The 18,945-nt window shown below is 45.8% G+C and carries 16 protein-coding genes; 6 read left to right on the forward strand and 10 right to left on the reverse strand.

Annotated elements, in window-relative coordinates:
- Nucleotides 1-24: 24 nt before the first annotated feature.
- The 3 genes from L9Q40_RS15615 to hisC all read right to left on the reverse strand — a co-directional run bounded on the left by L9Q40_RS15615 (nucleotide 25) and on the right by hisC (nucleotide 2,469).
- On the reverse strand, nucleotides 25-417 hold the full coding sequence (locus L9Q40_RS15615) for a ribosome recycling factor family protein (RefSeq protein ID WP_498793949.1): 393 nt from the start codon (nucleotides 415-417) through the stop codon (nucleotides 25-27).
- Nucleotides 418-589: 172 nt separating this feature from the next.
- Nucleotides 590-1,363 (reverse strand): ABC transporter substrate-binding protein, encoded by a 774-nt coding sequence (locus L9Q40_RS15620; protein ID WP_498793863.1) that lies wholly within the window; start codon nucleotides 1,361-1,363, stop codon nucleotides 590-592.
- Nucleotides 1,364-1,377: 14 nt separating this feature from the next.
- Entirely contained in the window at nucleotides 1,378-2,469 is a 1,092-nt protein-coding gene (hisC, locus tag L9Q40_RS15625) for a histidinol-phosphate transaminase (protein ID WP_498793950.1), read from the reverse strand.
- Between the two features lie 149 nt (nucleotides 2,470-2,618).
- On the opposite strand from hisC, the gene L9Q40_RS15630 reads away from it, so the two are divergent.
- Nucleotides 2,619-3,527, forward strand: coding sequence for a LysR family transcriptional regulator (locus L9Q40_RS15630; RefSeq protein WP_420660109.1), 909 nt, complete (start codon nucleotides 2,619-2,621; stop codon nucleotides 3,525-3,527).
- Nucleotides 3,528-3,694: 167 nt separating this feature from the next.
- On the opposite strand, the gene L9Q40_RS15635 is transcribed toward L9Q40_RS15630, so the two are convergent.
- From L9Q40_RS15635 to L9Q40_RS15645, 3 genes are all read right to left on the reverse strand, one after another.
- Entirely contained in the window at nucleotides 3,695-5,263 is a 1,569-nt protein-coding gene (locus tag L9Q40_RS15635) for an ABC-F family ATP-binding cassette domain-containing protein (protein ID WP_498793864.1), read from the reverse strand.
- 398 nt (nucleotides 5,264-5,661) lie between these two features.
- Nucleotides 5,662-6,255, reverse strand: a complete 594-nt coding sequence (locus tag L9Q40_RS15640; protein ID WP_498793865.1) for an NADPH-dependent FMN reductase — start codon at nucleotides 6,253-6,255, stop codon at nucleotides 5,662-5,664.
- On the reverse strand, nucleotides 6,252-7,169 hold the full coding sequence (locus tag L9Q40_RS15645; protein WP_420660106.1) for a DMT family transporter: 918 nt from the start codon (nucleotides 7,167-7,169) through the stop codon (nucleotides 6,252-6,254). The genes L9Q40_RS15640 and L9Q40_RS15645 overlap by 4 nt, the downstream gene beginning before the upstream one ends.
- A 122-nt stretch (nucleotides 7,170-7,291) precedes the next feature.
- On the opposite strand from L9Q40_RS15645, the gene L9Q40_RS15650 reads away from it, so the two are divergent.
- A complete protein-coding gene (locus L9Q40_RS15650) occupies nucleotides 7,292-7,786 on the forward strand; it encodes a MarR family winged helix-turn-helix transcriptional regulator (RefSeq protein ID WP_498793867.1) in 495 nt (164 codons plus the stop codon).
- A gap of 43 nt (nucleotides 7,787-7,829) precedes the next feature.
- On the opposite strand, the gene L9Q40_RS15655 is transcribed toward L9Q40_RS15650, so the two are convergent.
- Nucleotides 7,830-8,711, reverse strand: a complete 882-nt coding sequence (locus tag L9Q40_RS15655) for a LysR substrate-binding domain-containing protein (protein ID WP_498793868.1) — start codon at nucleotides 8,709-8,711, stop codon at nucleotides 7,830-7,832.
- 150 nt (nucleotides 8,712-8,861) lie between these two features.
- On the opposite strand from L9Q40_RS15655, the gene L9Q40_RS15660 reads away from it, so the two are divergent.
- Complete coding sequence (locus L9Q40_RS15660; protein ID WP_498793869.1) at nucleotides 8,862-10,061, forward strand: MFS transporter; 1,200 nt, start codon at nucleotides 8,862-8,864, stop codon at nucleotides 10,059-10,061.
- A 151-nt stretch (nucleotides 10,062-10,212) separates the two neighbouring features.
- Here the strand turns inward: L9Q40_RS15660 and L9Q40_RS15665 are convergent, their stop codons facing one another.
- Both L9Q40_RS15665 and L9Q40_RS15670 read right to left on the reverse strand, forming a co-directional pair.
- Entirely contained in the window at nucleotides 10,213-10,851 is a 639-nt protein-coding gene (locus L9Q40_RS15665) for a response regulator transcription factor (protein WP_014233661.1), read from the reverse strand.
- Between the two features lie 9 nt (nucleotides 10,852-10,860).
- Entirely contained in the window at nucleotides 10,861-13,221 is a 2,361-nt protein-coding gene (locus L9Q40_RS15670) for a PAS domain-containing sensor histidine kinase (protein WP_498793870.1), read from the reverse strand.
- A 205-nt stretch (nucleotides 13,222-13,426) separates the two neighbouring features.
- Here L9Q40_RS15670 and L9Q40_RS15675 point away from each other — a divergent pair, with 205 nt between their 5' ends.
- The gene (locus L9Q40_RS15675) at nucleotides 13,427-15,046 is read left to right on the forward strand and encodes an acyl-CoA synthetase (RefSeq protein ID WP_498793871.1); all 1,620 of its coding nucleotides are present in this window, start codon (nucleotides 13,427-13,429) and stop codon (nucleotides 15,044-15,046) included.
- 110 nt (nucleotides 15,047-15,156) lie between these two features.
- Entirely contained in the window at nucleotides 15,157-16,527 is a 1,371-nt protein-coding gene (locus L9Q40_RS15680) for a hypothetical protein (RefSeq protein ID WP_014233658.1), read from the forward strand.
- Between the two features lie 111 nt (nucleotides 16,528-16,638).
- Here L9Q40_RS15680 and L9Q40_RS15685 read toward each other — a convergent pair whose 3' ends face one another.
- Nucleotides 16,639-17,505: a LysR family transcriptional regulator gene (locus tag L9Q40_RS15685; protein ID WP_020334440.1), complete on the reverse strand. Its 867-nt coding sequence runs from the start codon at nucleotides 17,503-17,505 to the stop codon at nucleotides 16,639-16,641.
- Nucleotides 17,506-17,610: 105 nt separating this feature from the next.
- Here L9Q40_RS15685 and L9Q40_RS15690 point away from each other — a divergent pair, with 105 nt between their 5' ends.
- A complete protein-coding gene (locus L9Q40_RS15690) occupies nucleotides 17,611-18,867 on the forward strand; it encodes an adenylosuccinate synthase (RefSeq protein ID WP_498793873.1) in 1,257 nt (418 codons plus the stop codon).
- Nucleotides 18,868-18,945 lie beyond the last annotated feature (78 nt).

Consider the following 18,945-nt stretch of genomic DNA (forward strand, 5'->3'; position numbering starts at 1 on the left):
TTTGGCTGTTTGAAACAGAAACCATTACAACATTTCCGCATCAAAACGCGCAGTGCGAGCTTGAGCGATTGTACAATTGGTTTCTGTCATTAGTTCAGCCAGGGTGACGTTAGGGTTCTCCACCACTAAACGAATCAACTTGGCTTCCAGCGGCTCTAATTTATCCTGATGAGCCACGAGTCCGACTTCCATCTTGTTGATCACAAAACACAGCGCCTCTGACTCTTCTGCTTTGAGATGATCAAGAAAGGTTTTCAAATCCAATGCCTCACCAGAAACCTGCCAGTTTCTGGAACGTCGGACACGCTTCAACTCACACCCCTTCTCCATCGCAATCATTTTGGCCCGCTTAGCGTGCTCGCCACCAATACGGTGAATCAGCGAAGGCAATGGGATGGTGAGCTTGTTTGAATGCATAGAAGGCGTCATATCATCAGAAATAGACACACATTTTAAACTTAGCTTGCTGATTTTTCATCTTTTCGCCAGACAGAGAATGAAATGTCGTTAACGCATTGAGTTAATAAAAAGGCCTACCTTGCTAAACAAAGTAGGCCTTGTTGATTTGATGGAATGAATCTATCGGTAATTAAAGCTCTTCGCCGTAGATGTCGAAGGAGAAGTATTTCGCAGCAATCTTGTCGTAAGTACCATTTGCACGAATGGTTTTGATCGCTTGGTTAAACTTCTCAGCCAATTCTTTATCATTCTTACGCAGTGCTAGTGCCGTACCTTCACCAATGTAGGCTTTATCCGTTACAGCTTCGCCAACAAACTCATGACCTTTGCCAATGTCTTTGTCTAAAAACGCCAGCGCAAGTTGGTCTGAGTTACCAAAAGTCGCATCCAAACGGCCATTTGCCATATCCAGATACACTTCGTCCTGACCTGAATAACGTTTGATGGTCGCAACCGAGCCAAATTTATCCGTCACATACATATCGTGAATCGTACCGCTTTGAACGCCAATTACTTTATCTTTTAAACCAGCTTCACTGATCTCAATGTTGTTGTCTGCTTTAGCAACAAAGCGAGCTGGCGTTTGGTAATACTTGTCGGTAAACAGTACGCGTTTTTTACGATCGTCAGTAATACGCATTGAAGCCATGATCACGTCTGATTTTCGCGCAAGCAGGCTCGGGATCAGAGAATCCCATCCTTGTGACACCCAGGTACACTCAAGCTTCGCTTCTGCACACAAGGCGTCTGCGATTTCGATATCAAAACCAACCGGCGTACCACTAGCATCCTTGTAATTGAATGGTGGGTACGTAAAGTCAGAAGCCAGACGAACTTCCTTTGCCATCAAAGAAGTCGATAGTAGTGCGGCGGTGCAAGCTAACGCGCTCAGCATTTTTTTCATGTGTAATGTCCTTATTATATTTCGATTGATGGTGTCACTAGATTGGTGTAGTTACAAATAGTTTCCGCCACTTCCTGCATGCTCTTTTCCGAACCGATCGTGATTCGAACACAGTTTTGCAGACTAGGCTCATGAGTCTGGTTACGCGTTACGATGCCTTGCTCTCGTAAGTATTCAAAAAGATTCACATTCGGCTTAGTGCGAATTAATACAAAGTTAGTCGCTGACGGGTAAATGGTTTCAATCCAGTCAAGACCTTCAATACGTTCAATAAAACGTTGACGAGATTCAATCAGGGTATGGGTATGAGCCGCTACCTTTTCTAATCCTTCAGCACTTAACGCTTGGAGAACGATTTCTGCTGAGCTGTCCGGCATCGGGTACGGGGGAATCAGCTTGTAGACAAAATCCATAACCGACTGCTGAGCGATAATAAACCCGCATCGTACCGCGGCCAAACCGAAAGCTTTAGACAAAGTGCGAATCACAACCAGGTTTGGATAACGGTCAATTAGCTCAACGACACTTTGGTCAAGTTCAAATTCGATATAAGCCTCATCAACAACCACAATGGCGCTTTGCTGTGTCTGCTCTAACACGTCAACAATCTTTTGGGAGCTCAACAACTGACCCGTAGGGTTGTTTGGGGAGCATAAGAATACCAGATTCGCCTTCTCTGCAGCTTGAACCACACTCTCAACGTCGAGATCAAAGTTCGGCAAAAGCAGTGGAGAGTCGATAACATCAATCGCCAAGGATTCAGCACAAAACTCGTACATCGCATAAGTCGGACTGCATATCGCGATGCTGTCTTTACCTGGCTGACAGAAGGTACGAATGAGCAAATCAATTGCTTCGTCCGCACCACGCACTGCCAATGTTGGCTGTGACGTTGAGCAGTAAGCCTGGTATGCAGATGCAATATCATGAGGCAAAAAATCCGGATAGCGATGCAGTGGAGACTGGTGCTCTTTGTACAGCAGCGGCTCTTCCAACTCGTTCGCATTAAGCCACAATCTCCCAGCGCCGCCAATGCGTCTTGCAGACTGATATGGTATTAACTTTTTTATGCTCTCAGGAGCTAACTTCTCAGCTAATGACATTATATTTATTATCCCAATATGAATACATAATCAGTTTTAACCGACTAAATTAAATTTAATTTCTGTATTGGTAATAAATTAGTCAAGAAACGCTTTCGGTTAAATCGAATTAAAGGCATACTAGCCATGCAAAAAAATCATGGATAGATGACATGCAAACTAGACTCCCTTCGACAAAAAACCTGCAAGCGTTTTTAGCCACAGCGCAACATCTGAATTTCACTCACGCTGCAGAAGCGCTTAACATGACTCAAGGCGCGATCAGCCGCCAAATCCAGTCAATCGAGAGTCTGATGGGTGTTGCATTGTTTTATCGTCAGGCACGAGGACTGGCTTTGACTCCAGAAGGCGCGAAGTTTATCCCTCTCGCAGAAGAAATCATTCATCGCTTACAAATGTCGATTCGTGAAGTGGTGGATAGTGCAAACCGAATCAAGTTGAACGCACCAAGCTGTATTACCACATGGCTGTTAGGTCACATCGCCAATTTTCAGCAAGCTTATCCTGATGTGAATGTCGAACTGACCTCAACCACAAAGCATCAGGCGATACCCAACTTCGATAGTTTTGACTTAGTCATCTCGTACGGAAAACCCATCCGCAATAAGACCATTGAACAAGTACTATTGTTCGACGAGCTTCTGGCTCCAGTATGTGCGCCACAGTTGTGGGAAAAGATGGCATTGTCTGTTTCAGAAGAAACAATAGATGAGCTAAACCTGCTCAAACGTTGTACTTGGCTTCATGCGAATACGGAGCAGTCAGACTGGTCGATGTGGCTGGCGTCGCGAGGATATCGCAATGTTCAGGGCAAAGGTAACCAGACTTTTGCCACACTTGATCAGGCGGTAAATGCAGCCCAACAAGGCTTTGGCATGGCGATTGGTGACATTACTCTGGCAGAGCAAGACTTAAAATCAAAGCGCTTAATACAGCCGTTCGACAGCTATGTCGCTTCTGGAAATGGTTATCACCTGCTCAATCCAAAACACGAACGCAATTCGATGGTAGGCAAACTGGTCAGTTGGTTGGCGGAGCAAAGCGAAAGAGATCAAGACTAAACAAAATCAATGACACCAATGCATAAAAGAAGAGAACGTATCACCCGCCTAGAACTCAAATTAAGCCAAATAAGTCCTTGTAGCAATGCTGTCTCTGTAAGCTCTAACGCTGTTTGGGGGCAATTTCATGTTACCCCCATTTATGTTCCGCTGGACATTCTGGGCGGTTACAGAGTGACTTGTTTCTGAATTCCTGACTCAGTGACAAAGTCGTGATCATGGCTAACTAAAACAAAGCCACCACGATAATTGCGTAGAGCCTGAGCAAGCATAACTTTCGAATCAAGGTCGAGGTGGTTGTCAGGCTCATCGAGCAGTAACAGAGGCTGATTTGGTTGATGACTAACGATAAGCATTGCTAACTTCATCTTCTCGCCACCACTAAGCATGCAGCCAAGACGAAATACACTGTCACGACGAAAACCAATACCCGCTAGCAAGGTTCTGGCATCGCTTTCTTTAATGCCATCACACTGCCATATCAAGTTATCCAGCATCGATAACTCTGCTCGAATAACACCAAAATACTGATCAAGATAGTACAATGGCGTATTTAATTTCATCTCCCCTTGTTGAAGCGAAAGCTCACCTAAAAACGTTTTTAATAGTGTTGATTTGCCACATCCGTTTTTACCTGTCAGATGAATCTTATCATTGGCATATACTTGCAGTGAGATTGGCTTATCACTACCAAAAGGCAATACACCTTCAAGAATCGAAACCACTTTACGTAACCGGCTTGGGCTGTCTTCTAGATACAGCTTTTGCCCTTTCAACTGCTCTCTTCTCGACTTTAATGACTGCTCTTTATCTTGTAAGTAAACTTGACGAAGTTGTTCGTTTTTCTTGCGATTTGAGACTCGCGCTGTAGCTTTATCTTTTTTAGAATCGAGCAAGCTTTTTCCATGGCTACCTTCTTTACGTAATTTGTTCCCTTGAGCCGCTCTTTGCTCTGCCTTCTCTCGATTGCGCTGAGCTTGTACTTCCGCCTTTTTTATCAGCTTATCAACGCTCGTGAGTTGCCGCTCTACTGCTTGTAACTCGGTACGTTTCTGTTCAGCATAATCATCGTAGTTACCACCAAATACTTGCAACCCAAGTCCAGATAGCTCCCACATTTCGTCCATTTCACGTAGTAATACTCGATCATGACTGATGAGCAAAATTGCCCCTTTGAATGCTCGCATCGATTCCAACAACCACTGCTTTGCTTGAGTATCTAGATGGTTGGAAGGTTCATCGAGAATAAGTAACTCAACGTCGCGTTCAAACAACTGCCAAAGGTGCAACCGCGCTAATTGTCCACCACTTAGTTGAGCGCAAGGAAAATCTGCTTCTGGTGGTAAACCCAGATCATTGAGTTGCTGACCCAGTTGTACAGACAAATCCCATTGCTCCCCAATCACATCGAACCAATGTTCTGAACTGTTCCCTGATTCAACCTGCTTTAACGCTTCAAGCACGTTTTCTTTACCCAAGAACTGCGCGATGGAAAGTTCAGTAGATAACAAGTGAGATGATTGCTGATGATATACTGCGAACGACTTGGGTGACGTGACAGTGCCGCCTGATGGTTCCATTTTACCACTCAATATCGATGCTAATATCGATTTACCAACACCATTGCGACCGACTAACCCAACACGATTCTTAGTCATTGAACATGATATGTTCTGAAACAGTATCTCGCCGTTATCAAATTGATGACTTATGTCGTAAGCCTTTAATACTGGCATAGTTTGCCTCCTGTATGACAGGGACAACAGCCGTAGCTAGACAGTTATGAAGATGAAATCGATACAAATACTCGCCCTTATCCGAGCGATTAAAATGTCAAATATGTACTTGTAAAGAAATATCGGAGAGTGAGCTACGCCTACTAACCCTGTAAATCCAAAAAATAAAATGAGTTATGGATGACAGGTTCAGTTGTTCATATTGGCGTAATCTCCTAACGAAGTGATTGTTACAGCTTACTTGTTTCTTACTCTTTTAGTCAAGGTAGCCAGTCCCCAAAAAGTATGACGTCAGGCCACTCATCAACGGTTAACCTAATGAATACATAGCCTGACATTCTTGGTCAAGATGAAGTAGAAGTAGAATAAAACAACTTAAAGCAAAGCATAGATTGCTGTTACATCCCGTAGCGAAATGCCTTGCCCAAAGCGACCATATCACGATGAACTGGAGCCAATGCCCGCGCATAACTAGCGAGTAACGTCATTGTATACTGACTACGCTGATGCATAGCTTGGTCGGTACATTGGTAGTCAGTCGTGATCAATTCCTCTACATTGCGAAAGATTAAATGATCCGGTAAAAAGCACGCGTGGTTGTTCTTGTTTCCCGTCATGCGCAGTTCACTGATCGGATACACGCCATTTACACTAGCTGACACGCTGACTAAAAGTACTGGCTTGTGTGCCAATTCTTCATCGGTAGACAACAGCAAAAAATTCTTGAGCGCTGGCGTCGCCATTCCATGCCACTCTGGGGTAATAAGAATCACGGCATCCGAGTGTTTAAGTGTCTCGGAAATGGGTGTCCATTGCTGCCACTCTTCAGTTTGTTGCCAAACACCTTCGTTCCAAAATGGAAGGTTAAGTTGATGCAAATCTAAAATGTCTGCGGTATCGAAATGCTCTAAAGAAAGTGACTTTAAATAGCCTGCAACTTGCAGACTTTGCGCGTTTGCACGTTGGCTACCAGATACAATGGTAATCTTCATATTAATTCCTTTTTAAAGCTTGGAGAAAGTAAGTCATTAGATTTATTAGATGACGCAGCCACGCGAGGAGCCGCCAGAACGATAGCAATTAGGACAAACATCGCCCCTAACAGCTGAAGCCAAGTAAGGGTTTGATCGAGCACGAGATAGCCCAATACACATGCAGATACGCTGCTGAGAAAACCGAGAAAAGAAACCGTAATCGGTGGCAGCTTCTCGATTCCTCGAAACCATAGGGAGTAGCCTAAAATCGCGCCAATCACACTCAGATACAGATACCCAATGTAATTTGGCAAGCTTAAGGATTCAGGTAGCCCTTCAACCCATAAAGCCACTGGCAGCAACATGAATCCACCAAAAAGCAGTTGCCAGCCCGTAAAGCCCAATAAGGTCATGCCTTGGGGTCTTTGCCACTTTTTCGTTAATACAACGCCAGAAGCCATACTTAATGTGCCGACAGAAGCCACCGCCACCCCCGTCAAATTGATCTGTACAGCACTGTTGATGACTAATAAGACAATGCCCAATATTCCGACCGCACTCGCCAACATTTGACGCGATGATAGCTCTGATTCAAGCCACTTCCAGCTAAGTAGGATCACAACCATAGGCTGGATAGACATCACTATCGCCGCCATCCCCCCGGGTAAATAAGTAGCAGCGAAGAATAGACAGTAGAAAAACAAACCGATATTTAAAAAACCAAGTACCGCAAGACGCAGCAGCCATTTGCGATCAGGTAACGTCTTGCTAATCAAGACTAAAAACAGACCTGCCGGCAAAGCTCGAATCGTCGATGCAAGCAATGGGCTTTCCGGTGGCAATAACTCCGTTGTCACAATATAAGTACTTCCCCACACGATCGGTGCTATTGCAGTCAAACCGATTGTCTTAATCTGATGTAATCCTTGCATACTGACGCCTCCAACATTCTTTATAAAAAGTATCTTTTGCAAAAGATACTTTTTATAAAGTAATAGATGTTTAATTTACGATCAAGTATCTTTTTAAAAAGATATTTACACAGGAGATAAAAATGTCATTGGATAGTGTCGATTCTATTCTGGCTCAATGGAAAAGCGTCAGACCAGATCTGGACTGCTCTTCTATGGGGGTTATTGGACGTTTGCGCCGAACCAGTAATGCTTGGAAAAGTAAGATGGATAAGGTGTTCAAAGAACATGGCTTAAGCAGCATCGAGTTCGACATCTTAGCAACGATGCGTCGCAGCGATCCTTCTGGTATCACACCCACAGAGTTATATAAGACACTCATGCTTTCTTCAGGTGCTGTCAGTACACGATTGGAGCAGTTGGTAAAAGAAGGGTTGGTAGAACGTATTTCTAGCGAACAAGACCGACGAAGCTGCAAAGTCACCTTGACCTCAAAAGGTGTTGAGCTGATTGATACTGCATTAGCCGCGCATGTTGAAAACATGGATAACATGCTGAATGCATTAACAAAAAAAGAGCAAGATCAGCTAGCCGGCTTACTACGTAAAGTATTGATTTGTGAAGAAAACGAAAAATGATAGCGAAGTAAAAAACGCTTCGATTGAGAATCTATAAATCATTTTATAGTGACAATTTGGGCTGAATAAAGTCTATAAATGCCGAGATTCGCATAGAAACAGAAGACGACTTGTAATAAACAGCATTAACTTGCTCTCGTCCAATATCAGGAAATCGTTCAGACTCTAAAAGTGGCACGAGTCGTCCTTCTTCAATATCTTTTTTCACCATAAAACCCGATAGACACGCGATACCATTACCCGCTAAGACCAGTTGCCGAACCGTTTCACCATTGCTTGAGGTAAAAGTTGGTTTTAACACGTCAAACCCTTTTAGTGGCCAGTTGTTTAGCGTCTTTGGGATGGAAAAGCCAATAGTATCGTGTTGGGCTAAGTCAGCAGTGAGCTTTGGGATCCCGCGACGAGAAATATAGTCTGGGGAAGCAACAATATAGAGCGAACTCTTTCCCAACGGACGGGCATGTAATGTCGAATCAGTTAGTTTGCCGATACGAATAGCAAGATCAGTTCTTTTCTCGATCAAATCAACAAAACCTTCGTTTGATGTGAGCTCCAGATGGATATCGGGATAGGATTCCTTAAATGCCTGTGCAAGCGGGACCAGCTGGTGAAACACGAATGGGCTAGCTGCATCGACGCGTAAATTACCACTAGGCAATTCTCCACGTGATATGATCTCTTCCTCAGCCTTTTGGAGTTGAGCCAATCCGCCTCGAACTAAAGCCACAAACTGCCGCCCCTCATCGGTGAGTTCTACACGACGAGTGGTACGATTTAATATCGATACTCCGAGTTGCCTTTCTACCTTGCTTACTGCACGAGATACCCTGGCTAATTGGATATCTAAAACTTCTGCCGCTGCCGAAAAGCCACCACTATCAACAACCGCTAATAAAATTTCCAAGTCATCAGAACGTGTCAGCATCACCTTCCCCACACTAGTAAAACACCAAGTAAATTATTGCATATATAACAAATATAATTTGCTTTAAACAATGTTTTTAACAACAAACCATTTACGCATAATCCTGCTCTCTAAACAACAAGATATGACTCAACGAGTAGGGAGATAAATATGCCTTTAGCACTTCTTGCATTGACGCTCAGCGCCTTTGCTATTGGAACGACCGAATTTGTCATTGTTGGGCTTATCCCAACGATGGCCTCAGACTTACAAGTGTCACTGCCCTCTGCAGGACTCTTAGTGAGTTTATATGCCCTTGGTGTTGCCGTTGGCGCACCAGTGTTAACCGCTTTAACAGGTAAGTGGAACAGAAAACATGTTTTGCTCGCCGTCATGTCACTATTTGTCGCAGGCAATGTAATGGCATGGCAAGCGCCGGGTTATAACACTCTTATTTTAGCTCGTATCCTTACAGGGCTCGCTCATGGCGTATTCTTCTCAATCGGTTCTACGATTGCTACAGGACTGGTTTCAAAAGAGAAAGCAGCGAGTGCTATCGCGATCATGTTTACAGGCTTAACAGTCGCGCTGGTAACAGGGGTGCCGCTAGGTACTTACATCGGACAATCTTTTGGTTGGCAGGCGACCTTCTTGATCGTCGCTGTACTAGGTTTGGTTGCGTTAATTGGAAGCGCCCTTTTAGTACCAAGTAACCTCAAACAACCACCTGCAACTAAGCTAACTTCACAACTAAAAGTATTGACACAGCCTCGCTTGCTACTGGTCTATGCAATTACTGCTTTAGGCTATGGTGGCACATTTACCGCCTTTACGTTTTTAGCCCCGATTCTTGAACAAGTATCCGGCTTTGGTTCTAGTGCGATTGGCTTGATTATGCTGGTGTACGGTGTTTCTGTCGCGGTGGGAAACATCTGGGGTGGAAAAATGGCGGATAAAATGGGGCCAATTAAAGCACTCAAAGTCATTTTTTTCGGGCTTGCAACTGTTCTAATCGTGTTTAATTTCAGTGCGGTCAACCCTATCGCGGCCGTTGCCACAATTTTAGTTTGGGGAGCATTTGCGTTCGGTAATGTCCCTGGTTTGCAGGTCTATGTGGTGCAGCTGGCAGAAAAATACACACCTGACGCTGTCGATGTCGCTTCAGGTCTGAACATTGCGGCGTTTAACTTCGGTATCGCACTAGGCTCTTGGGGTGGCGGTTTGATCGTTTCGAACGCTGGCCTAATGCACACGCCATGGATAGGTGCAGTTATCGTGGCCATCGCTTTGGCTCTCACTTGCCTGAGCGGGAGAATCGACAATCAGGAAAAAGAAAAGCCTGATTTCGCGAGTTTAACGTCGAATGTGTAGTGACAACGCAGATACTCTGAAATAGTTTTACGTTACACGAGCAACTGAGCCACACCGACTTTTAGGATTTATTTCTTAGAGTACTTAGCCTCATGGTCATACCATGAGGCTAAAAATGCATGCGATAAAAATAACGACATCACATCGCCAGTCATTTTTTATTTGCACGTAAGTCGAGAGGATCAACCACTCCCGCCACAATCGCCATACCGACTAATTCGGGTAAGTTGTTGGCTTCAAGACGCTTCATAATTCGAGAACGGTATAAATCGACCGTTTTGATGCTAATTTCCAGCTGTTCGGCTATCTCTCGGCTTGTATAGCCTTGAATTAACGGCAAAAAAACATCCTGCTCACGAGGGGTAAGCGAAGCAAGCTTTTCCTCTATCAACTGCTGGGCATTACTTCTGATCACACTCGGCTCGCTTTGAAGTGAATCCTGAACGCTGTCTAGTAATAACTGATCGTTGTAAGGTTTTTCGATGAAATCGACAGCTCCGGATTTAAATGCACGCACAACAATGGGTACATCCGCGTGACCACTAACAAAAATGACGGGCAGTTTAATGCCTCGACGACGCATTTCTTCCTGTATGTGCAGCCCCCCCATCCCGGGCATGCGGATATCCAGTAAAACGCACGCATTGGCCTCGGGATCACATGATGACAAGAAATCTTGTCCGGAAGAAAACGGCACCGCTTTTAGCCCTACCGATTCAAACAGCCAAACCGTTGAATCGAGCATTCCCTGATCATCATCAACCACATATACAATCTGTTCACTCTGCATGTCATACTCCTAACAAGCGTTGCTGCGGGGACCCCTGTTCTCCCCTGATCTATCTTTATTGCTACGCAGTGGCAATGAGCAACAAAACGTTAATCCTCTGCGATCAGAAGGCTCAACATCAAGACTGCCGCCAAAACCTTCCACGATTGTTCGACTCATAGATAACCCAAGCCCAAGTCCATCCGGTTTGCTGGTATAAAACGGTGTAAAAAGCTTGTCACTTTCGTCCGGCTTTAGCCCTGGTCCCTGATCCTTAACACGAATAAGCAACCATTGCGCATTAGTGCTCACGTTAATATCTACCATTGAGTCTTGATTAGGATGCACACTCCAGTTGGCATCAATGGCATTTCGCAGCAGATTAATCAGTACCTGCTCCAACAAAACAGCATCGCCATATACAAGCGGTCGTTTCTCATGTTCTGCATTGCAATAATTGATGGTGACTTTATATCGACTGGCTTCACTCGCACAAAGCCCCACTGCTTCCCACACCACCATATCGATGTCTAACGGTTGAATATTTCGCGGGCTCTTGCGCAAAAAATTTCGTAGACGATTAATGACGGCTGATGCATGGCTAGCCTGACCACAAATCAATTGCAGCCCTTCTGCAACGCGCGCAGCATTTTGAGGAGTTTGAGGAAGGGTTTCTAAATAACGCTGGCTGGCGCTCGCATAGTTGATCACGGCAGCCAGAGGCTGATTCAGCTCATGAGCAATACCGGATGCCAATTCACCCATCGTAACTAAGCGAGCAGTATGCGCTAACTCATCCTGATGACGCCTCTGTTCTGCCTCTCGTAACTCTCTCTCAGTCATGTCCCGTGCAACCAGCGAGGCGTAATACTGCCCTCCTGCACCTTTGTGCGCGAGTAATACTAACGATGCGACAAAACCTGTTTTGTGCTTCAGCGGAGTTAATTTCACTTCGGTGGTCCACGCTCCCTGTCGGATGGCCTCCTCCCAACCTTCCTCTCGAAGCCTGTCAAAATCCTGAGGGCTCAGGAAATCAGCCAGATTCGGCAGTTCACCTTCTTCGCATATCCCCAACGCGGTGCGAGCAGAAGGGTTCATCTTGGTCAATTGCCAGAGCGAATCCGTAAACAGTACTAAATCGGTGTTGGCTCTGACGACTTCCGCCAGTCGTCTATTTTCCTCTTCGGCCCTTACTCTGGCAGTGATATCCCTCGATATGCCGACAATTTCCACCACATCGCCAGTATAAGTTTCCCGAATGCCACGAAACGCAGTTTCGAACCACAAGTAGTGTCCATCACAATGGCGAATACGATAAGTTAAAGTCAGGTAGCCATCTCGCTCCAAGGGTTCAACCATTTGCAAAAGAAGCAAATCTCGGTCGCTAGGGTGGACCATCTCTCTAACTTGCATGCCACGTAACTCTTCAGGCCAATATCCCAGTAGAGTCCAAGAGGCAGCCGAAGCATCCAAAAAACCACCATCGGGACGATGACGAGAGATCAAGTCAGTCGTGTTTTCTGTGATCAGGCGATACAGCCTTGAAGCGGTTTCTGCCTCTCTTTTATTCAGGATTTCTTGCGTTGCGTCTCGACAGCGAACGATGACAGACCCTATTGAAGGCTCAGGGAAAAACTGCCACAGAAAGTAGCGTTCATCTAATTTAGATTCCACTTCTGCTATGACTCTTTCCTGCTTCAGACAAGAGGCAATTAATTGAACGTAGTTAACTGGCAACAGATCTTGTAGAGACAGATCATCTCGACAAGACAGTAGGTTCTGCATGGAAATATTGATCGCCTTGGGCCTGGCTTGCTTATCAAAACGTACCGTGGGTAACGGATCACTTTGCAGTAAGCCTTCAGGTGGTTGCGCCGAGATATTTGCCAGCAGTGTTTTTAGTAAGGTTCCCATGGCGACCAAAGATGAGACATGACTAGGCTGCTCGGTTGAGATAACGAGTATCCCTTCCCCTTCAGCCGCTTCCCCTTCAGATGTTCGCCCCTTTGGCATCAGAGAAATCACCCCGCCATGAGCTAACCCCGCACGACGTAAACGTTCTGCCAGCCAAGAGTCTCCAAGGCGCATATTCTGCAAGGGAACACAAATCTGGCTTTGCAATTGTTCGCGTATTCCATCATCACTGGCATTCAGCGGATTACCGTGTCCAGACGGAAGTGCAGGGCCATCTTCATCATTGGTATAAACCTGCTCAGAGGGTTGCCAAGGGAGCCAAAAGACCTGTTGAACACCCGGCCAAGTCGAGACATAACGACGCAAAGCGGAAGCCTGCTCCGGGGCTGAACCCTGACTCAATAAACTTAGCCATAAATTGAGGTAAAGCTGTGCACGTTCGCTTTCCATGCCGTCTTCCAAAGATGTGGTTATCAAAACATTCTTCCCTTACGCCTTCCACTCTGACACTCAGCATAGATGAATATAGGATAAATACTATAAGACTATAGGCTATTACTATAACTCATACGGGTATGCTATAAATTAGCACATGTTAATAAAACATTAAATTTAAAGAACACACTTGTTAACAAAAAGTATCTGATAACGGAATCACCAATAGCTAAAAAAAGGATCTTAAATGTCAATCTATGATAACGATCTTACGCATTGCGCAGTGAATCACATTGCTCTCACTCCACTGAGTTTTTTGGAGCGCACTGCAACCGTCTACCCTGAGTACCCTGCTGTCATTCATGGCAGTATTCGTCGCAACTGGTCAGAAACCTATCAACGCTGTCGTCAGCTCGCCTCGGCTTTATCCGGCCGTGGTATTGGTAAAGGTGATACCGTATCAGTGATGCTGCCGAATATACCAGCAATGCTAGAAGCGCATTTCGGTGTCCCTATGATAGGGGCGGTTCTCAACACTCTGAACGTGAGACTTGATGCCGAAACCATCGCTTTCATGCTAAAACATAGCGAAGCCAAAGTACTCGTCTGTGACCGCGAATTTCATGCTGTGATTACAGAAGCACTGACTTTAATTGATAATCCGCCACTGATTATTGACGTCAACGATCCAGAATACGGCGGAGAAGAAGCGACCAGCGATCTCGATTATGAAGCCTTTCTGGCTGAAGGCGATCCTAACTATGATTGGCAATGGCCAGAAGACGAATGGCAGGCGATTTCTCTCAACTACACATCAGGAACCACCGGCAACCCGAAAGGCGTGGTTTACCATCATCGTGGGGCTTACCTGAATTCACTCGGCAACCAAATGACCTGGTCAATGGGCCATCACCCTGTCTACCTCTGGACCCTGCCAATGTTCCACTGTAACGGCTGGTGTTACCCATGGACCATTACGGCTTTGGCTGGGGTACATGTGTTCCTTCGCCGAGTTGACCCGCAAAAAGTCCTCACTCTGATTCGCGAGCATAAAGTTAGCCACTTATGTGGAGCTCCGATTGTTCTAAACGCTCTGGTTAATATGCCCGAAGAAGCCAAAGCCGCAATTGACCATCCAGTTAACGCGATGGTTGCTGGCGCAGCGCCACCAGCAAAAGTGATTGGCGATGTGGAAAAAATGGGCATCAACATTACCCATGTTTATGGTTTAACCGAAGTCTACGGGCCAGTCACTGTCTGCGCATGGCACGAGAGCTGGGATGAGTTCAGCCTTGAAGAGCGCGCGACACTAAAATCACGTCAGGGTGTCCGTTATCCAACCCTTGAAGGAGTAATGGTAGCCGATACGCAAACGCTCAAACCAGTCGTCAAAGACGGTAAAACAATCGGTGAGGTTTTCATGCGAGGCAACACCGTAATGAAAGGCTACCTGAAAAATCCAAGCGCTACGGCAGAAGCCTTTGAGGGTGGTTGGTTCCACACCGGCGACTTAGGTGTATGCCACCCTAACGGCTACATAGAGATCAAAGACCGCCTTAAAGACATTATCATCTCTGGTGGAGAAAACATTTCTACCATTGAGCTGGAAGACGTTCTCTACAAACATCCCGATATTCTTGAAGTTTCCGTCGTCGCCAAGCCAGATGAACGCTGGGGCGAGTCGCCATGTGCATTTATCACTCTTAAGCAAAACAGATTCACGAGTGAAAATGAAATTCTCGACTACTGCCGTGAGCACTTAGCTGGCTTTAAAATTCCAAAGACCATTGTCTTCACCAACTTACCCAAAACGTCCACAGGGAAAGTGCAAAAGTACATTCTTCGCGACTGGGCAAAAGAAATCTAAGTAAATAATAAATCTAAATAAGTAATTAGATCGGGAGGCATTGCTTCCCCATCTTTTACTGCAACACAGCAAAGTAATACTCCCCCGATAACGTCAACAAGGAAGACGCCATGCAAGTTTATAAACGACAGCAGGGAACCGAACAACCATACTGGCCACTGGGTCCTTTTAAAATTCGACTGCCTTTCATTCACTACCGCTGGGAATTTGCGGAAATGCTGCAAGCGTTAATTATGTTTGTAGTGAGCTTAGCGATGATCCCCCTTTTAGAGAAATATCTCGGACTACCTTATGACATCGCTCTGGCCTACGTAGTGGTATGCGGAATTGGCTTTATGATTCCAGCAATGTTAGGTGTGCCGTTTGTGCCAGGCTGGATCACTCCGGGTATTCCGGTGGTTTTACTCTTTCTTGGCGACTTCAAGCCGGGGCCAGAAGCGATACAAGCGCTGTTCGCTCTTCAACTACTGGTATTTATCATCTTCTTAGTCCTGGGCGTGACTCGTTTGGGCTCCGCGATGGTTAAATTGGTACCGAACTCGCTCAAAGCAGGGATCATCATCGGTGCCGGGATCGCGGCAATAATGGGCGAGATCTCCAGCGGTGGACGCCTGGCTGCCACTCCAATCTCTCTGAGCATTGGCAGTTTGGTCTGCTTGTATTTGATGTTCTCAGTTTCTTTCAAAGGATTGATAGATAGAGTGCCACTGGCGAAAAAAATCGTTAATTACGGTATGGTTCCTGGCATGCTTATCGCCATTTCAGTGGGCATTTTGGTCGGTGAATACCCAATGCCTGATATCCAATGGGGAATTACTCAACCAGACTTTGTCGGAATGTGGCAGTACTTACCATTTAATATTGGTTTCCCGGATTTAGATGTATTTCTGATGGCCATTCCAACCGCTGTTATTGCTTACATTATTGCCTTCGGGGACATCATTGTAGGTCAATCATTGATGCAACGAGCGGATGAACTGCGTACCGATGAAGTCATTGAAAACAATATCGACCGTGTTCATTTAGTCACCGCGATTCGTAACGCCTTACACGCTTTCTTCGCACCATACCCAGGCCTAGCCGGACCATTATGGACCGCAGTTGCTGCAACAATGGCAGAGCGTTACAAGCATGGGCGCGAAGCAATGGACTCTATCTACAGCGGCGCGGGTACGTTTTGGATCACCGGTTTTATTGCTCTGTTCGCGCTTCCACTGGTTAGTTTCTTCCAACCTGTGCTGCCGATAGCGCTGTCGTTAACTCTGCTATTAACGGGTTACATCTGCCTGATGGTAGGACTAGAGCAGCTAAACAATAACACTGAGCGTGGTATTGCCGGGATGATGGGCGTGGTTCTTGCTGTCTATGGCGCAAGCTGGGGGCTAGTAACTGGGGTTGTCCTTTATGTTCTGATTGAGCGTACTCACATACTGCGTTTTCAGGTCAATAAGAAAGACAGCGAAACCGTCAGCGATAGCTGATAGCTGAATTAACTCAATAAACGCAACAGGCTGTTTTCACCTGTTGCGTTCTAAATCTGCGTTTCTAACATCACCTTCACAGTCATGTTTAACGTCCCCTTCCAACCCCGTTCAACTTACCACTGACACATTCTCTCCAACCCAAGTCAGCAATTGCTTGGCCGCTTTGGATAACACCTGATTCTGGCGAACGATGTAACCAAAGTCTGTGTTGGGGAAGCTTGGCAATGGTATCACCTCTCTGGTTAACTTCAGCCTTGGGTCAATCGAAAAGTCCGGAACAATCGCGGTGCCAAAACCGGCTTCAGCCCAATCGATTTGCGCTTCCACACTGCCTACTTCCATCACTCTATGCTTTGGCAGCTTCAGCTCCGGCAAAGAAGCATCGATCAGTTCACGGGTCCGTGTATCGTGCCCAAGCAAAATCAGTGTCTGGCTTTCCTTTTTGTTTTCCTGCCACTCAAAGATATTGTCGCCAAAAGCACACCAGTGAATTTGCGTTAGAGGAGTAAAGTGAAGCGGTTGACTCTCTTTCTGAGCGATAACAAAACCGATGTCTGCTCGGGCACGTTTCACTAAGTCCACCGCTTGAGATGAAGTGGTGTTGAAGAGTGCTAAATCGATGCCCGGATACTCGTTTTTGAATTTTTGAAATGGTTTGATAAGTAACAAGCGCGAGACAATATCGCTGGCAGCAATCGAAAGCGTTCCCTGAGTAAGATCATTAATCGCATTAAGATCCGACTGACAGATCTGCAGCTCGTTCAGCATGTGCTGCGCAGTATTCAACAAGCGCTTTCCAGCCTGAGTCAGTTGCACAGGATTTCGTTCAATCAATTTCGTCCGTGTTGCTTGCTCAAGCTGCTTAATGTGCAAGCTGACATTCGGCTGAGTCATATGCAGCTCCGTAGCCGTTTTGCCGAAATGTTTCACTTCAGCCAACGTGACAAATGTCCTCAGCCAATTCAAATCCAACATTGCCCACTCCGATATGAATTTCTTATCAAGCTTATGAGTATAATTAATTTCTCTTATTAAGGCGAACAACATAAGATTTTTCGGTCTGTTATTGGAGTACAAATTATGTCGTCTATCGTTGTTGTGGGTGCAAACTGGGGTGATGAAGGCAAAGGCCGCATCGTTGACTTTTTGGCAGAGCAAGCTTCTGCGAGTATTCGTTTCCAAGGTGGTAACAACGCGGGTCACACCGTGGTTAACGACCTGGGCACGTTTAAGCTACACCAGCTTCCAAGTGGCGTATTCAACCCAGACTGTTTGGCAGTTTTAGGTCCGGGTATGGTTATCAGCCCTGCGTTGCTGTCTCAGGAGATTACGGAAGTTGAAGAAGCGGGCGTCAAAGTGAATATGCGCATTTCTGATCGCGCAACACTGTGTCTACCTCTACATGCACTTGAAGATACGCTAGAAGAACAGCGTTTAGGCGACAAAGCATATGGTTCTACTCGTCAAGGTATTGCACCTGCGTACGGTGACCGTGTGATGAAAAAAGGCATTCTTGTTGGTTGGTTAAAGCAACCTGAAGTACTAGTTGAACGTCTTCAATTTATGATGGATTGGAAACTACCTCAACTACGTGCGCTTTACCCTACATTTGAGTTTGAACAGACGGCAGAAGAGTTAGCGAACTGGTTACTAGAAGTATCGGCACCTTGGCGTGATGCTATCTGTAACGTAACGCTTCCTCTTAAAGAGCTGCAAGCAGAAGACAAGACCCTGCTATTCGAAGCGCAACTTGGTGCTGGTCGTGACCTGGTTTACGGTGAATACCCATGGACAACGTCTTCAAATGTTGTCTCTATGTATGCAGGTATCGGTAGTGGCCTACCAGCTCTTCGTCCAGAGCGTGTAATTGCTGTGGCGAAAGCATTCAGTTCATCAGTAGGTACAGGCACGCTGATCACTGCAATGGAAGAGCAAGATGCATTCCGTGAACTTGCAGGTGAGTTCGGCGCAACAACAGGCCGTCCACGCGACATGGGTTACTTTGATGCAGTAGCAACCAAAAACGGGGTTGAGCTACAAGCAGCGACAGAAATCGCACTAACCAAAGTAGACTGTCTGACGGGTCTTAACGATCTTAAAATCTGTGTTGGCTACGAAGGCGATCACAGCGAAAACCCAATCTGGCCTCAAACAGCAGCACTAGCACCAATCTACGAGAAAATGGAAAGCTGGAGCGAAGACATCACAGGATGTCGTCAGTTTGAAGAGCTACCAGTAGCGGCACAGAAATACGTACTACGTATTGAAGAACTTATGGGCGTACCAGTAAAAATGGTTTCTGTGGGTCCTGGTCGTGAACAAATGATTATGCGTTAAGGTGTGATGGATACCAACCAACGTTGGTAAACCACATCTTTTGGCAGCGGCTTCCATCTGTTCCGGGGTGAAGCCGCT

The organism is Allocatenococcus thiocycli, assembly GCF_921292965.1.
Lineage (GTDB): Bacteria > Pseudomonadota > Gammaproteobacteria > Enterobacterales > Vibrionaceae > Vibrio > Vibrio natriegens.

Bases quoted from the DNA above. Each gene is read 5' to 3' on its own strand.
- L9Q40_RS15650 (WP_498793867.1), top strand. From the start codon at position 7,292: ATGTCATTGGATAGTGTCGATTCTATTCTGGCTCAATGGAAAAGCGTC.
- L9Q40_RS15620 (WP_498793863.1), bottom strand. From the start codon at position 1,363: ATGAAAAAAATGCTGAGCGCGTTAGCTTGCACCGCCGCACTACTATCG.
- L9Q40_RS15640 (WP_498793865.1), bottom strand. From the start codon at position 6,255: ATGAAGATTACCATTGTATCTGGTAGCCAACGTGCAAACGCGCAAAGT.
- L9Q40_RS15675 (WP_498793871.1), top strand. From the start codon at position 13,427: ATGTCAATCTATGATAACGATCTTACGCATTGCGCAGTGAATCACATT.
- L9Q40_RS15655 (WP_498793868.1), bottom strand. From the start codon at position 8,711: ATGCTGACACGTTCTGATGACTTGGAAATTTTATTAGCGGTTGTTGAT.
- L9Q40_RS15645 (WP_420660106.1), bottom strand. From the start codon at position 7,169: ATGCAAGGATTACATCAGATTAAGACAATCGGTTTGACTGCAATAGCA.
- L9Q40_RS15680 (WP_014233658.1), top strand. From the start codon at position 15,157: ATGCAAGTTTATAAACGACAGCAGGGAACCGAACAACCATACTGGCCA.
- L9Q40_RS15630 (WP_420660109.1), top strand. From the start codon at position 2,619: ATGCAAACTAGACTCCCTTCGACAAAAAACCTGCAAGCGTTTTTAGCC.
- L9Q40_RS15635 (WP_498793864.1), bottom strand. From the start codon at position 5,263: ATGCCAGTATTAAAGGCTTACGACATAAGTCATCAATTTGATAACGGC.
- L9Q40_RS15685 (WP_020334440.1), bottom strand. From the start codon at position 17,505: ATGTTGGATTTGAATTGGCTGAGGACATTTGTCACGTTGGCTGAAGTG.
- L9Q40_RS15615 (WP_498793949.1), bottom strand. From the start codon at position 417: ATGCATTCAAACAAGCTCACCATCCCATTGCCTTCGCTGATTCACCGT.
- L9Q40_RS15660 (WP_498793869.1), top strand. From the start codon at position 8,862: ATGCCTTTAGCACTTCTTGCATTGACGCTCAGCGCCTTTGCTATTGGA.
- L9Q40_RS15665 (WP_014233661.1), bottom strand. From the start codon at position 10,851: ATGCAGAGTGAACAGATTGTATATGTGGTTGATGATGATCAGGGAATG.
- L9Q40_RS15690 (WP_498793873.1), top strand. From the start codon at position 17,611: ATGTCGTCTATCGTTGTTGTGGGTGCAAACTGGGGTGATGAAGGCAAA.